This window comes from Amycolatopsis deserti (assembly GCF_014653945.1).
Taxonomy (GTDB): Bacteria; Actinomycetota; Actinomycetes; order Mycobacteriales; family Pseudonocardiaceae; genus Amycolatopsis_E; species Amycolatopsis_E deserti.
The window spans coordinates 127,363-140,687 of the sequence record NZ_BNAU01000012.1 but is presented as its reverse complement, the minus strand read 5'-3'; the positions used below and the strand labels follow the sequence as shown (position 1 = coordinate 140,687).

Genomic DNA, 13,325 nt, shown 5'->3' with positions numbered 1-13,325 from the left:
ATGCCCGACCGCCTTTCCGCACTCGACGCGTCGTTCCTCTACCTGGAGGATGCGACGACGCCGATGCACGTGGGCGGGGTGGCCGTGTTCGAGCGCCCCCGGGACGGGTTCGACCACGAGCAGGTGCTGTGCCTGATCCAGCAGCGCCTCGCCTACCTGCCGCGCTACCGGCAGCGCGTGGTCAACGTGCCCGGTCACCTGGCGCGCCCGGTCTGGGTGGACGACGTCGACTTCGACCTCAACTACCACGTCCGCCGCTCCGCGCTGCCCGCGCCGGGCACCGACGACCAGCTGTACGACCTGGTCGCCCGGCTGATGGCGCGCACGATGGACCACGAGCGCCCGCTGTGGGAGGCCTACTTCGTGGAGGGCCTCGCGGGCGACCGGATCGCGCTGGTCACCAAGACCCACCAGTCCGTCGTGGACGGCAGCGGCACCGTCGAGCTGGGACAGCTGATCCTCGACACCATGCCGCAGGCGTGCGAGCCGTTCGAGGACACCTGGGTGCCCCGGCGCCCGCCCAGCGCCACCCAGCTGGTGCTCGACGCGGTCGGCGAGACGGTCCGCCGGCCAGGTGAGATCGTCGAGAACGTGCGCGACGTGATGAGCGACCTGTCCGCCACGGCCGACAAGGTCACCGACGCCGTGGGCGGGGTCGCCGCCGCGCTGCACCGCGTCCTGCAGCCGGCGCCGTCCGGGCCGCTCAACCGGCACGTCTCCGGCGGCCGGGTGTTCGCCGTGGTCCGCACGCGCCTGGAGGACTACCGCAAGGTCCGCGCCGAGCACGGCGTCACGGTCAACGACATCGTCCTGGCCGCGATCACCGGCGCCCTGCGCGAGTGGCTGCTCTCCCGCGGCGAGGGCGTGTCGGAGGCCACCACCGTGCGCGCGCTGGTGCCGCTGGCCGTGCTGGAACCGGACACCGTCGAGTTCTCCCCGGCCGGCCTGGTCAACAACCGGGTCGAGCCGTACCTGGTGGACCTGCCGGTCGGCGAGCCCAACCCGGTGCTGCGCCTGCAGCACATCAGCCACACGCTGCGCGCGCACGCCGACTCCGGCCGCTCGGTCGCGGCGCGGGCGATGCTCAAGGTGGGCGGGTTCGCCCCGGCGACCATGCACGCGCTGGCCGCCCGCGCTGCCGGGTCGTTCTCCGGGCGGATCTTCAACCTGCTGGTCATCAACTCGCCGGGGCCGCAGGTACCGTTGTACGCCGGGCAGGCGAGGATGACCGAGATGTTCCCGGTGATCCCGCTGGCGCGCAACCAGGCGCTGGCCATCGGGGTCACGTCCTACCACGGCGGCGTCTACTTCGGACTCAACGGTGACCGCAAGGCGCTGTCCGATGTGGACGTCCTCGCGGGCATGATCGAGGATTCGCTGGAAGAGCTGAAGGGTGCGAGCTGGTGAGGGTCTACCTTCCGGGCACGATCGGAATGCTGCGCAGGCTGGTGGCGGACGGCAGGCTGCAGCCGCCCGGCGGGACGGGGTTCGCCCTCACCCCGGCGCTGCGCGAGTCCTACCTCAGCGGGGACACCGAGGAGCTGGAGTACGTCGCCCTGCTGGACGCGGCCCGCGCGTCGCTGCGGCTGATCGGCGCCGCGGAGGACGACGCCAAGGAGCTGCCGCGCCGCGTGGTGATCTCGGTCGACGTCGACAACGCGACCCCGCGCCCGGACCTGGACGCGCCGGTGGTGAAGCTGTCCGGGCCGATCAGCTACGAGGACGTGGCCGCCGTGCACGTCGACGCCGAAGAGGCCGAGGAGGCGGTGCGCGCGGCCGCCCGGGTCATCGACGCCGCGGACCTCGGCGACCCGGACGCGGAGTTCGTCCTGGGCGAGGCCGAGGACCACGAACTGGCCTGGTACGCGCCTCAGGAGCTGCCGTTCCTCCTCGACCTGCTCTAGCGTTGGGGGCAGGCCACAAGCCCGCCCGTCGCCCACCACCACCCTCAACGGTGGCGCGAGCGCCGCAGAGCCGATTTCAGGAGGTAGGCATGGACGCCATCACGAACGTGCCCGATCCGGTCAACGAGCCCGTCCGGACCTACGCGCCGGGCAGCCCCGAGCGGGAATCCCTGCAACGCCGGATCGCCGAGCTGGAGGGTGACAAGCACGAGCTGCCGCAGACGATCGGCGGCAGGCGGCGGATGGCCGGCGGGGACACCTTCGACGTCGTCCAGCCGCACGACCACGCGCACGTGCTGGGCACGTCGGCGCAGGCCACCCCCGAGGACGTCGCGGACGCGGTGGCCGCCGCGAAGGCCGCCGCCCCGGCCTGGCGGGAGATGCCGTTCGACGAGCGCGCCGCGGTGTTCCTGCGCGCCGCGGACCTGATGGCGGGCCGCCACCGCGACACCCTCAACGCCGCGACCATCCTCGGCCAGTCGAAGTCGGTGCAGCAGGCCGAGATCGACGCCGCCTGCGAGCTGATCGACTTCCTGCGGTTCAACGTGCACTACGCGCGGCGGATCCTCGCCGAGCAGCCCAACTCGGTGCCCGGCGCCTGGAACCGGATGGACTACCGGCCGCTGGACGGGTTCGTCGTCGCGATCACCCCGTTCAACTTCACCGCGATCGCCGGGAACCTGCCCAGCGCGCCCGCGCTGATGGGCAACACGGTGGTGTGGAAGCCGACGCCGACCCAGCAGCTGGCCGCGCACTACACGATGCAGGTGTTCGAGGAGGCCGGCCTGCCGCCGGGTGTGATCAACCTGGTCACCGGCGACGGGCACGCGGTCAGCGAGGTGGCGCTGGCCGATCCCGGGTTCGCGGGCCTGCACTTCACCGGTTCGACGGCGACGTTCAAGTTCCTGTGGCGGCGGATCGCGGAGAACCTCGACCGGTATGCGAGCTACCCGCGGATCGTCGGCGAGACCGGCGGCAAGGACTTCGTCGTCGCACACGCCTCGGCCAACCGGGAGAAGCTGCTGGCCGGGCTCGTGCGGGGCGCGTTCGAGTACCAGGGGCAGAAGTGCTCGGCCGCCTCGCGCGCCTATCTCCCGCGGTCGCTGTGGGAGAGCGGGCTGCGCGACGAGCTGGCCGATCTGACGCGGACGGTGAAGTACGGCGACGTCGCGGACCTGTCGGTGTTCGGCGGGGCGGTGATCGACGCGCGGGCGTTCGCGAAGCACCGGAAGCTGCTGGACAGCGTGGACGGGGACAACGACCTCGACGTGCTGGTCGGCGGCCACTGCGATGACTCGATCGGGTACTTCGTCGAGCCGACCGTGCTGGTGTCCGCCGATCCGGCGCACACCGCGTTCGCGACGGAGTACTTCGGGCCGATCCTGGCGGTGCACGTCTACGACGACGCCTCGTACGGCGAGATCCTCGAGCTGGTCGACCGGACCTCGCCGTACGCCCTGACCGGCGCGGTGTTCGCCGACGACCGGGCCGCGGTGCAGCAGGCGCACCAGACGCTGCGGTTCGCGGCGGGCAACTTCTACGTCAACGACAAGCCGACCGGGTCGATCGTGAGCCAGCAGCCCTTCGGCGGCTCGCGCGGCTCGGGCACGAACGACAAGGCGGGGTCGATGTTCAACCTGCTGCGCTGGACGAGCCCGCGGTCGATCAAGGAAACGTTCGACGCCCCCACGGCGATCGGCTACCCGCACATGGGTTAGCCGGCAGGCAGCTCGGCGACCTGGTCGGCGGGCGGGGCGGTGATGTCGACCGGCTCGCCCCAGCCGGTGTAACGCATGGTCATCGGGCCCACCTCGGGCTCGCCCGCGGACGCGAGCCCGCTGAAGTCGAACAGCATCTGGGCGGGCAGCTGGCCGGCGTCGAGCCACAACTCCATCGGCGCCGTCCGGCCGGCCATCTCCGCCAGCCCGGAGGTCTTCGCCAGGTCGATCGTGATCCAGTAGTGGCTCACCGGCCGCCCGTCGAGCGTGGTCTGCTCGCTGCGGTCGATGGTGCCGCCCTCGCGGACGTCGTCGAGCACCTGCGCGGGATCGCTCTGGCCGGACTCGCGCGTCATGGCACCGAGTTCCTTGCCCTTCGCGCTGTCCGCCGGGTAGCGGCCCCATGGCTTGCCCCCGGTGAGCCCGCGTGCCCTTTCCGAGATCGACACGTACTGCACGCCGTCCACGACGCGCATCTCGGACATGACGCCGTCGGCCGTGTGCGTGACCTTCATGGCCCACCCGGGCTCGGTGAAGCGCATCTCGCCGGTGGCGGTGGTCTCGCGGTCCGCCACGGTCATCGCGACGGAGAACCGCACCGTCTGGGCCTTGCCCGTCTGCTCGGTCGCGGCGCGCACCAGCGTCTGCGCGTCGCCGAAGAGGGGCGGCCCGGCCGCGGGCTTCGCGCCGCAGGCGCTGACCAGCAGCGCGAGTGCGATGACCAGAGCTGACTTCTTCACGCGGGTTCCCCCCGGTCGGATCACCTCTGCCGGGTGAACTACCGGTCATATGTCGCGAAGGGACACCCGCGTTACGGAAAACGGCGCGGCCCCGGCGAACCGAGACCGCGCCGCAACACCCTGCGTCAGCCGCCGATCTTGAACTCGCCGACCTGGTCGGCGGGCGGGGCGGTGACGGTGACCGGGGCGCCCCAGTCGCTGTACTTCATCGTGATCGACGCCTGCTGCGCCTCCGCCGGCGCGCCGACGGCCTTCATCACGGGGCCGAGGTCCTGCGTGATCTGCACCGGCAGCTGGTCGCTGTTGAGCCACAGCTCCATCGGGTAGGTGACGTTCATCGACTTCAGCTGCTCCAGCGTCTCCGCGGGCAGGCCGGACGCGGCCAGCTCGTCGGAGGCCTTCGTGACGTCGATCGTCACCCAGTAGTGGCTGACCTGCTGCCCGTCGAGCGTGGTCTGCTCGCTGCGGGTGATCGTGCCGGCCTTCTGGATCTGCTCCAGCGTCTTCGTCGGGTCGTTCGACTCGGCCTGCTCGAGGCTCGCGCCGAGCGCCTTCGCGGCCTCGCTGCCCTCCGGGAACGTGGCCCACGGCTTGCCGCCGGTCGCGGACTGCGCCTCCGCCGGCAGCTTGATGTACATCACCTTGTCGACGATGCGCATCTCCTGGCTCTGCCCGGCGACGTTCATCGTCATGGCGATAGCGCTGTCCGCGCCGTTGAAGCGGCCCTCACCGGAGCCGGTCATCTGCTGCCCGGCGACCGAGCCGGAGATGCTGAACTTCGCCGACTGCGCCTGACCGGTCTTCGCCGACGCCGCCCGGACCAGCTCCTGCGCGTCCCCGAACAGCGCCGGGCCGGCGTTCCCGCCGCCGGAGCCGGACTGCCCGCCACACGCGGTCAGCCCGAGCACCAGCGCCAGGATGCCGGACACCAGAGCGGTTTTCTTCATGCGAGAATCCCCTTGATCGGTTCACCCACCCTCGGGTGACTACCCCGAATATGTCCGAAGAGGACTCCCGCGTTACGCCTTTCAGCCGATTGTCTTCAGATCGCCGACCTGGTCCGCGGGCGGGGCCGCGACGTCCACCGGCGCGCCCCAGTCGCGGTACTTCATCGTCATCGTGGCGTTCTGCGCCTCGGCCGGCGCGCCCGCCGCCCGCATCAGCGGCGTCAAGTCCTGCGTCACCTGCACCGGCAGCTGGTCGGCGTCGAGCCAGACCTCCATCGGGATGACGGTGCCGGAGTTCTTCAGCTTGTCCAGCACCTCCGGCGGCAGCTCACCGGTGTTCAGCGTGTCGGTGGCCTTCGCGACGTCGATGTTCACCCAGTAGTGGCTGACCTGCTGCCCGTCGAGCGTGGTCTGCTCGCTGCGGGTGATCGTGCCGGCCTGCTGGATCTGCTCCAGGACCTGCGTCGGATCACCCTGGGCGGCCTGGTCCATGCTCGCGCCGATCGCCTTGCCCGCCTCGCTGTCCTCCGGGACCTTCGCCCACGGCTTGCCGCCCTCGACCGCCTGCGCCGCCTGCTCCGGCGGCAGCTTCAGGTAGAGGACCTTGTCCACGACCCGCATTTCCTGGCTCTGCCCGGCGACGTTCATCGTCATGGTCATCGCGGGCGAGGGCCCGGTGAACCGGCCTTCCCCGCCGGCGTCCAGAGTTTGACCGGCCACCGATCCGGTGAGCGTGAACTTCGCCGTCTGCGCCTGGTCGGCCTTGCCGGAGGAGGCCAGCACCAGTTCCTGGGCGTTGCCGAACAGCTTGGGCGGCTCGCTCGCCTGCCCGGAATCGGTGGTGGAACCGCAGGCGGTGGTGCCGGCGACCAGCGCCAGCGCACCCGCGAGTAGAGCGATTTTGCGCATGACAAGAATCCCTCAGTCGAATGTCCCCCAAGTGGGTTGTCACCGACCGGAGTGCGCAGAACGGGCGAAGATCAAACCTCCATGCCGGCCCGCGAGGCCAGCAGGCGGCGTAGCGATGGCAGGCGGCGCTTGTCGGCGACCTCGTCGAGCATGCAGTCCGGGTCCTCCGGCGGGCCGAGGTGCCCGCAGCCCGGCGGGCACTCCTCGGCCGCCTCGGCGAACTCGTCGAACGAGGCCACGATGTCGTTCGCGGTGACGTGGGCCAGGCCGAACGACCGCACGCCCGGCGTGTCGATCACCCAGCCGCCGTCGGGCAACGGCAGCGCGACCGCCGCCACCGAGGTGTGCCGTCCCTTGCCGATCGCGCTGACCTCGCCGGTGGCCAGCTCGGCGTCCGGCACCAGACGGTTCACCAGCGTCGACTTGCCGACCCCGGAGTGGCCGACGAGCGCGGACACCCGGCCGCGCACGGTGTCGGCCAGCGGCAGCGAATCCTCGTCGAAGCGGGTCACCACCGAGGGCACGTCCAGCTCGGCGTAGCGCGACAGCAGCTCGTCCGGGCTCGCCAGGTCGGCCTTGGTCAGGCACAGCACCGGTTGGAGGCCCCCGGCGTAGGAGGCCACCAGGCAGCGGTCGATGAACCCGGGCCGCGGCGGTGGATCGGCCAGCGCGGTGACGATGAGCAGCTGCTCGGCGTTGGCGACGACGACGCGTTCGAACGGGTCGGTGTCGTCGGCGGTGCGGCGCAGCAGGCTGGTGCGCTCGTCGACCCGGACGATGCGGGCCAGCGTGCCCGGCTCGCCGCTGGTGTCGCCGACCAGGCCGACCTGGTCACCCACGACGACCGGGGTCCGGCCCAGCTCGCGGGCGCGCATGGCGGTGACGAGGCGGCCGGGGTCGCTGTCGATCGCGCACGTCCACCGGCCGCGGTCCACCGCGATCACCATCGCCTGGGTGGCGTCGGCGTGGGTCGGGCGGCGTTTGCTGCGCGGGCGCGAACCCTTTCCCGGGCGCACGCGGACGTCGCTTTCGTCCAGATCGCGCCAGTCCCTGCGTGCCAAGCCCCGTGCCCTCCTTCCGAGCACAGATGATCCCCCATCCCGCTCGCCAGTGGCGCGCCACCCGTGTCACGATGGGTTTTCAGCAGCCGGTTCGAAGGAGTTGGGCGACATGTGCGGCCGCTACGCGGCGAAGAAGAACCCGGCCGACCTGGCCCAGGAATTCGACGCCGTGGACGAGACCGACGGCAAGGCCCGCGAGGCCGACTACAACGTCGCGCCGACCAAGAACGTGGTCACCGTGGTGCAGCGGCACCCGCGCGACGCCGAGGGCCAGGTCCTGGAGGACGAGCCCGCCGTGCGCAGCCTGCGCGTCATGCGGTGGGGGCTGGTGCCGTTCTGGGCCAAGGACGTCTCCGTCGGCAACCGGATGATCAACACCCGCGCCGAGACGGCCGCCGAGAAGCCGGCCTTCAAGAAGTCGCTCGCGCGGCGGCGTTGCCTGGTCCCGGCCGACGGCTGGTACGAGTGGCGGCGCACGGGCAAGCAGAAGGAACCGTTCTTCATGACCCGGCCGGACGGCCACTCGCTGTCCTTCGCCGGGATCTGGGACACCTGGCGCGACCCGAAGGATCCCGATGCCCCGCAGCTGATCACGTTCTCGATCATCACGACCGACGCGGCGGGCCGGCTGACCGAGGTGCACGACCGGATGCCGCTGGTGATCCACGAGCGGAACTGGGCGGACTGGCTCGACCCGGACCGCACCGAGGTCGAGGAGCTGCTGGCCCCGCCGATGGACCTGATGGAGACCATCGAGCTGCGGCCGGTGTCCGACCGCGTCAACAACGTGCGCAACAACGGCCCCGAGCTCATCGAGCGGGTCGACCCGGCGACCGACCTGGACGCCACCGAAGCCCTGTTCGACCTGCCGAAGCCATGACCAGGATCGAGATCCCGACACCGCACGGCCCGGCCAGGGCGGAGCTGCACTGCGCGCCGGACGGGGAGGCGGTGCTGATGCTCGGCCACGGCGCCGGGGGCGGGATCGAGGCGAAGGACCTGGTGGCGGCCACGCGCGCGGGGCAGGCGGCCGGGGTGCACGTCGCGCTGGTCGAGCAGCCCTACCGGGTGGCCGGCCGCCGGGCGCCTGCGCCGGCGAAGCAGCTGGACGCGGCGTGGCTCGCGGTGGCCGAGGACTTGTGCGACCAGTTCGACAACCTGCCGATGGTGTTCGGGGGCCGCTCGTCGGGAGCGCGGGTGGCGTGCCGGACGGCCGCGGCCGGGCAGGCGGTGGCGGTGCTGTGCCTGGCGTTCCCGGAGCATCCGCCGGGCAAGCCGGAGAAGAGCAGGCAGGCCGAGCTGGACGCCGTGGAGGTGCCGACGCTGGTCGTCCAGGGCGAGACCGACGCGTTCGGCTGCCCGAAGCCGGGGCCGCACCACGAGGTGGTCGTGGTGCGCGGGACGCATTCCTTGGACGCCGACCTCGAGTCGGTGTACCGCACGGTGCACGAGTGGCTGGCGAAGGTGCTGCGGCCGCTGACCTGAGCGGCCAGTGCGGATCGCGCGGGTAGTCGGTGGGGCATTGTGGCCGCTGTCGCTGTCGCTGTCGCTGTCGCTGTCGCGGGCGGATGGGCAAGCCGCCGCCACAGCGGGCGGGTCAGGCGCGGATCGGGGCCACCGTCGCCGAGGTCAGGCGCACCAGGTCGGCCGGCGCGAGCTCCACTTCCAGTCCGCGCCGCCCCGCCGAGCAGTAGATCGTCTCGAACTTCTCCGCCGAGGAGTCGATCACCACCGGCAGCCGCGAGCGCTGGCCCAGCGGGGAAATCCCACCCAGGACGTAACCGGTCGCGCGCTGGGCGGCCGCCGCCTCGGCCATCTTCGCCCGCTTGCCGCCCACCGCCGCGGCCAGCGCCTTCAGGTCCAGCTGCCCGGTGACCGGCACCACGCCCACCGTCAGCTTTCCGTCCACATCGGCCACGAGCGTCTTGAACACGCGGTCCGGTTCCAGGCCGAGCGCCTCGGCCGCTTCCAGACCGTAGGACTCGTGCTTCGGATCGTGGTCGTAGGCGTGCAGCTGGTGCGCGACTTTCTGCTTCGCGAGCAGGGCGGTCGCCGGCGTTCCCTTCCCGGCCATGGGTGCACGGTATCGGGAAGCCGCAAGTCCTTTTCCCGCGGCGGGGAATGTGCCCGGATCGTGCGGTGTTGTGAGGGACGTGCCGTCAAAGCTTGCTGATCGACGAGCCCGTGTGCAGGCCGTCACCCGGCCGGCCGGTGTACCCGGCCCGGCGAAGCCCGTCCGCGTATCCTCGAAGCTGTCGTATGCGTACCCGGCCACGGGTGCGGACCGCTTCGACGCGGATGGGAAAGGGAACGGTTTGCCGAGCACGCAGAACTCCGCGGTGCCCGAATCCGGCTCCGAGCAGGAGCCGGCCGAAGAGCGCGCCGAGCGCTTCGAGCGTGACGCGATGCCGCTGCTGGATCAGCTGTACTCGGCCGCTCTGCGCATGACGAGGAACCCGGCGGACGCCGAGGACCTCGTGCAGGAGACCTACCTCAAGGCCTACGGCGCGTTCGCCTCGTTCAAGGAGGGCACGAACCTCAAGGCCTGGATGTACCGGATCCTCACCAACACCTACATCAACGGGTACCGGAAGCGTCAGCGTCAGCCGGTGCAGCAGCCCACCGAGGAGATCACCGACTGGCAGATCGCCCAGGCGGAGAGCCACACCTCGAGCGGCCTGCGGTCGGCCGAGGTCGAGGCGATGGACCGGCTGCCCGACAGCGACGTCAAGGACGCGCTGCAGCAGCTGCCGGAGGAGTTCCGGCTCGCCGTGTACCTCGCCGACGTCGAGGGCTTCGCCTACAAGGAAATCGCCGAGATCATGGACACGCCGATCGGGACCGTGATGTCCCGCCTGCACCGTGGCCGCGCCCAGCTGCGCAACCTGCTCGCCGACGTCGCGCGCGAGCGCGGCTTCATCCGGGGCGCGAAGCAGGAGGTAGCGCGATGACCACCGGTCGTGAGCCGCACAAGGACGACGTCCGCTGTTCCGAGGCGCTCGCCGAGATCTTCCTGTTGCTGGATCGCGAGTGCAGCCCGGAGCGGGACGCGCAGCTGCGCAAGCACATCGAGGACTGCCCGCCGTGCCTCGAGGAGTACGGCATCGACGAGCAGCTCAAGCAGCTGTTGCACCGCAAGTGCGGCGGCGACACCGCCCCCGACGAGTTCAAGCAGAAGCTGCGGGCGTCGATCTACCAGACGGTCCGGCGGCACGGTGACGTGACGGTCGAGCGCACCGAGGTGCGGCTGGAGCAGAACGCGGAGTAGCTCCCCGGACACGACGAAGGCCCCGGCGCCGCGCGCCGGGGCCTTTTTCGCGCCTGAACAGCGCAGTTCGTGCCCGAACTCAGCTGTTGGGCTTCTTGCCGTGGTTGGCGCCGTTCTTCCGGCGGTCGCGGCGCTTGCGGGCTCGCTTCGACATGCCTGCTCCTTCCCTGGTCGCGATCTGCCCACCAGTGTCTCAGGCTCGCCCCGGCGGGTGCCGGGAAGGTCCCGCTCTGGTTCACTTGAGCTGCCCCGAGGAGGAGTACCAGCGTGACGACACTTTCCGACCTGCTGGCCGAGAACACCGGCCTGTCCGGCGAAGCCGCCGACCACCTGCAGGCCGTGGTGGCCGAGTGGCAGCTGCTCGCCGACCTGTCCTTCGCCGACTTCCTGCTCTGGGTGCCGGTCTCGCCGGAGCACAACGAGCAGGGCGGCGACTTCGTGTGCGTCGCGCAGGCCCGTCCCACGACGGCGCCCACCGCGCACCCCGAGGACGTGGTCGGGACGCGGTTCACGGTCGAGGACCACCCGCAGCTCGCGCGGGCCATCCGGGAGGTGCGGATCTGCCGCGAAGAGGACCCGCACTGGTACCGGGACCTCCCGATGCGCCGCGAGGCGATTCCCGTCACGTTCGGGTCGAACGTGATCGCGGTGCTGTCGCGGGAGACGAACCTGGCCGCGCCGCGCGTGCCGAGCCCGCTCGAGGTCGCCTACCTGGGCAGCGCGGGCGACCTGTGCCAGATGATCGTCGACGGCACGTTCCCGCACGTGGACAGCCAGACCGACGTGCACACGAGCCCGCGGGTGGGGGACGGGCTGATCCGGCTGGACGCGGCGGGGAACGTGGTGTTCGCGAGCCCCAACGGGCTGTCGGCGTACCACCGGATGGGGCACGAGTCGGACCTGGTGGGGACACGGCTGGCGCCGTTGACGCGGTCGCTCATCCGGGACCCGTTCGACGCGACGGAGGTGGCGCACCGGATCCTGGACGCGCTGGACGGGAAGCCGGGCAGCCGCACGGAGGCGGAGTCGCGGCGGGGTGCGGTCGTGTTGTTCCGGGCGTTGCCGCTGCGGCCGCACGGCCAGCCGGCGGGGGCGCTGGTGTTGTGCCGGGACGTGACCGAGGTCAAGCGGCGGGACCGGGCGCTGCTGTCGAAGGACGCGACCATCCGCGAGATCCACCACCGGGTCAAGAACAACCTGCAGACGGTGGCGGCGTTGTTGCGGCTGCAGTCGCGGCGGACGTCGAACGCGGAGGCGCGGCAGGCGCTGACGGAGTCGGTGCGGCGGGTCGCGTCGATCGCGATGGTGCACGAGGCGCTGTCGGTGTCGGTCGATGAGCGGGTCGATCTGGACAAGCTGCTGGACAACGTGCTGCCGATGGTGGGCGAGGTCGCGACGGCCGAGTCGCGGGTGAGCATCAGCCGGTCCGGGTCGTTCGGGATCGTGGTGGCGGAGATCGCGACGCCGCTGGTGATGGTGCTGGCGGAGCTGGTGCAGAACGCGGTGGAGCACGCCTTTCCGGATGGGCGGCCGGGCAAGGTGGAGATCGTGGTGAGCCGCTCGGCGCGGTGGCTGGACGTGCTGATCCGGGACAACGGGCGCGGGCTGCCGTCGGGTTTCTCGCTGGAGCGGGCCGACGGGCTGGGCCTGCAGATCGTGCGAACCCTGGTCGAGTCCGAGCTGCGGGGCTCGCTGTCACTGAGAAAGCTGAAGGACGGCGCGACGCGCGGCACGGAGGCGGCGTTGAGGTTGCCGCTGGGGCGTCGGCCTTAGGGGTTCTTCGGCGGGTGGCTCGCTGGGGTGTGCGGGTGGGCGCGTCGTATCCGCGCGAGAGGGCCAGTGGTGCCCGCGTGAGTGGGGCGGTGGTCGCTGCGCGAGTGGACCGTTGGTGCCTGAGTGAGTGGACTGTTGGTGGCTGCGCGAGTGGACCGTTGGTGGCTGCGCGAGTGGACCGTTGGTGGTTGTGCTGTGCGAGTGGGCCAGCCGCTCCCGACCGGGAGGGCCAGTGGTGCCCGCGCGAGTGGGCCAGTCGTGCAGCTACGACATCGCCAGTCATGCTTGCGTGAGTGGGCCGGTCGTGCGCGCGTGAGGGGGCCGGTGGTGCCGGCGCGAGTGGGAGAGTCGTGCCAGCGTGAGGGGACCAGCGATGGCGGCATGAATGGGCCCGTGGTGGCCGTGCGAGTGGGCCACCGGTAAGCCTCGCCGTGCGAGAGGGCCAGTCGTGGCCGCATGAGTGGGCCAGCGGTGGCCGCGCGAGAGGGTGCTTCGTGCGGCCGCCGCAAGACGCTGCGGTGGATGCCGCTCCCGGTCGGCCGAACGCGACCACGCAACTGCCACCCGAAGCAAGAAAACCCCTGCTCAGGACGTTCGAAGGCCCGGCACCCGCGGGAGGTGGGTGCCGGGCCTAGGAACGTTAAGTGGGGGCGTGTAAACCCCTGCGTCAGGTCCCGCGTACTCTCGTAAGAGACGCGTTAAGCGACGCCGCAGCGCGTGGAGAGGTCAGGCGGTGCGCATGCCGATGTGAGCACGACGGCGCTTCAGGGCGCGGCGCTCGTCTTCGCTCATCCCGCCCCAGACACCGGCGTCCTGGCCGCTGGCCAAAGCCCAGGCCAGGCACTCGGACGCCACGGTGCAGCGGTGGCATACGGCTTTCGCCTCGGCGATCTGCAGCACGGCGGGACCGCTGTTCCCGACAGGGAAGAACAGCTCGGGGTCCTCGTCGCGGCAGGCAGCGTCGTGGCGCCAGTCCATTTCTGTGAGCTCCTTCTCGGGGCGCAG

Annotated in this window: 15 protein-coding genes; 8 read left to right on the top strand and 7 right to left on the bottom strand. The window is 71.2% G+C overall.

Going from position 1 to position 13,325, the window contains the following annotated elements:
• The 3 genes from IE290_RS35395 (at window position 1) to pruA (ending at window position 3,622) form a co-directional block, all read left to right on the top strand.
• Window positions 1-1,407, top strand: a complete 1,407-nt coding sequence (locus IE290_RS35395; protein ID WP_191249093.1) for a WS/DGAT/MGAT family O-acyltransferase — start codon at window positions 1-3, stop codon at window positions 1,405-1,407.
• Entirely contained in the window at window positions 1,404-1,904 is a 501-nt protein-coding gene (locus IE290_RS35390; RefSeq protein ID WP_094008946.1) for a DUF6912 family protein, read from the top strand. The genes IE290_RS35395 and IE290_RS35390 overlap by 4 nt, the downstream gene beginning before the upstream one ends.
• 89 nt (window positions 1,905-1,993) lie before the next feature.
• Window positions 1,994-3,622 carry an L-glutamate gamma-semialdehyde dehydrogenase gene (pruA, locus tag IE290_RS35385; protein WP_191249092.1) on the top strand — a complete coding sequence of 543 codons (1,629 nt, stop codon included), beginning with the start codon at window positions 1,994-1,996 and terminating at the stop codon, window positions 3,620-3,622.
• On the opposite strand, the gene IE290_RS35380 is transcribed toward pruA, so the two are convergent.
• The 4 genes from IE290_RS35380 to rsgA all read right to left on the bottom strand — a co-directional run bounded on the left by IE290_RS35380 (window position 3,619) and on the right by rsgA (window position 7,279).
• Window positions 3,619-4,362: an SCO4651 family lipoprotein gene (locus tag IE290_RS35380; RefSeq protein WP_229874904.1), complete on the bottom strand. Its 744-nt coding sequence runs from the start codon at window positions 4,360-4,362 to the stop codon at window positions 3,619-3,621. The genes pruA and IE290_RS35380 overlap by 4 nt on opposite strands.
• A 125-nt stretch (window positions 4,363-4,487) precedes the next feature.
• Window positions 4,488-5,309, bottom strand: coding sequence for an SCO4651 family lipoprotein (locus tag IE290_RS35375; RefSeq protein WP_191249091.1), 822 nt, complete (start codon window positions 5,307-5,309; stop codon window positions 4,488-4,490).
• An 81-nt stretch (window positions 5,310-5,390) separates the two neighbouring features.
• Window positions 5,391-6,218 (bottom strand): SCO4651 family lipoprotein, encoded by an 828-nt coding sequence (locus IE290_RS35370; protein ID WP_191249090.1) that lies wholly within the window; start codon window positions 6,216-6,218, stop codon window positions 5,391-5,393.
• 71 nt (window positions 6,219-6,289) lie between these two features.
• The gene (rsgA, locus tag IE290_RS35365; RefSeq protein ID WP_191249089.1) at window positions 6,290-7,279 is read right to left on the bottom strand and encodes a ribosome small subunit-dependent GTPase A; all 990 of its coding nucleotides are present in this window, start codon (window positions 7,277-7,279) and stop codon (window positions 6,290-6,292) included.
• A 109-nt stretch (window positions 7,280-7,388) separates the two neighbouring features.
• On the opposite strand from rsgA, the gene IE290_RS35360 reads away from it, so the two are divergent.
• Window positions 7,389-8,159: an SOS response-associated peptidase gene (locus IE290_RS35360; protein ID WP_191249088.1), complete on the top strand. Its 771-nt coding sequence runs from the start codon at window positions 7,389-7,391 to the stop codon at window positions 8,157-8,159.
• Window positions 8,156-8,764 (top strand): alpha/beta hydrolase family protein, encoded by a 609-nt coding sequence (locus tag IE290_RS35355; RefSeq protein ID WP_191249087.1) that lies wholly within the window; start codon window positions 8,156-8,158, stop codon window positions 8,762-8,764. Before IE290_RS35360 ends, IE290_RS35355 begins: the two co-directional genes overlap by 4 nt.
• 112 nt (window positions 8,765-8,876) lie before the next feature.
• Here the strand turns inward: IE290_RS35355 and ybaK are convergent, their stop codons facing one another.
• Window positions 8,877-9,353, bottom strand: coding sequence for a Cys-tRNA(Pro) deacylase (gene ybaK / locus IE290_RS35350; protein WP_191249086.1), 477 nt, complete (start codon window positions 9,351-9,353; stop codon window positions 8,877-8,879).
• A 241-nt stretch (window positions 9,354-9,594) separates the two neighbouring features.
• On the opposite strand from ybaK, the gene IE290_RS35345 reads away from it, so the two are divergent.
• Both IE290_RS35345 and rsrA read left to right on the top strand, forming a co-directional pair.
• Window positions 9,595-10,230, top strand: coding sequence for a sigma-70 family RNA polymerase sigma factor (locus IE290_RS35345; protein ID WP_191249085.1), 636 nt, complete (start codon window positions 9,595-9,597; stop codon window positions 10,228-10,230).
• The gene (gene rsrA / locus IE290_RS35340; protein ID WP_191249084.1) at window positions 10,227-10,547 is read left to right on the top strand and encodes a mycothiol system anti-sigma-R factor; all 321 of its coding nucleotides are present in this window, start codon (window positions 10,227-10,229) and stop codon (window positions 10,545-10,547) included. Before IE290_RS35345 ends, rsrA begins: the two co-directional genes overlap by 4 nt.
• Window positions 10,548-10,626: 79 nt before the next feature.
• Here the strand turns inward: rsrA and IE290_RS38625 are convergent, their stop codons facing one another.
• Complete coding sequence (locus IE290_RS38625) at window positions 10,627-10,701, bottom strand: 50S ribosomal protein bL37 (RefSeq protein WP_369794341.1); 75 nt, start codon at window positions 10,699-10,701, stop codon at window positions 10,627-10,629.
• Window positions 10,702-10,814: 113 nt separating this feature from the next.
• Here IE290_RS38625 and IE290_RS35335 point away from each other — a divergent pair, with 113 nt between their 5' ends.
• Complete coding sequence (locus IE290_RS35335; protein ID WP_191249083.1) at window positions 10,815-12,320, top strand: sensor histidine kinase; 1,506 nt, start codon at window positions 10,815-10,817, stop codon at window positions 12,318-12,320.
• A 726-nt stretch (window positions 12,321-13,046) separates the two neighbouring features.
• Here the strand turns inward: IE290_RS35335 and IE290_RS35330 are convergent.
• Window positions 13,047-13,298, bottom strand: coding sequence for a WhiB family transcriptional regulator (locus IE290_RS35330; RefSeq protein ID WP_094008969.1), 252 nt, complete (start codon window positions 13,296-13,298; stop codon window positions 13,047-13,049).
• Window positions 13,299-13,325: the final 27 nt, after the last annotated feature.

Bases quoted from the DNA above. Each gene is read 5' to 3' on its own strand.
- IE290_RS35395 (WP_191249093.1), top strand. From the start codon at position 1: ATGCCCGACCGCCTTTCCGCACTCGACGCGTCGTTCCTCTACCTGGAG.
- pruA (WP_191249092.1), top strand. From the start codon at position 1,994: ATGGACGCCATCACGAACGTGCCCGATCCGGTCAACGAGCCCGTCCGG.
- IE290_RS35375 (WP_191249091.1), bottom strand. From the start codon at position 5,309: ATGAAGAAAACCGCTCTGGTGTCCGGCATCCTGGCGCTGGTGCTCGGG.
- IE290_RS35370 (WP_191249090.1), bottom strand. From the start codon at position 6,218: ATGCGCAAAATCGCTCTACTCGCGGGTGCGCTGGCGCTGGTCGCCGGC.
- IE290_RS35360 (WP_191249088.1), top strand. From the start codon at position 7,389: ATGTGCGGCCGCTACGCGGCGAAGAAGAACCCGGCCGACCTGGCCCAG.
- IE290_RS35355 (WP_191249087.1), top strand. From the start codon at position 8,156: ATGACCAGGATCGAGATCCCGACACCGCACGGCCCGGCCAGGGCGGAG.
- ybaK (WP_191249086.1), bottom strand. From the start codon at position 9,353: ATGGCCGGGAAGGGAACGCCGGCGACCGCCCTGCTCGCGAAGCAGAAA.
- rsrA (WP_191249084.1), top strand. From the start codon at position 10,227: ATGACCACCGGTCGTGAGCCGCACAAGGACGACGTCCGCTGTTCCGAG.
- IE290_RS35330 (WP_094008969.1), bottom strand. From the start codon at position 13,298: ATGGACTGGCGCCACGACGCTGCCTGCCGCGACGAGGACCCCGAGCTG.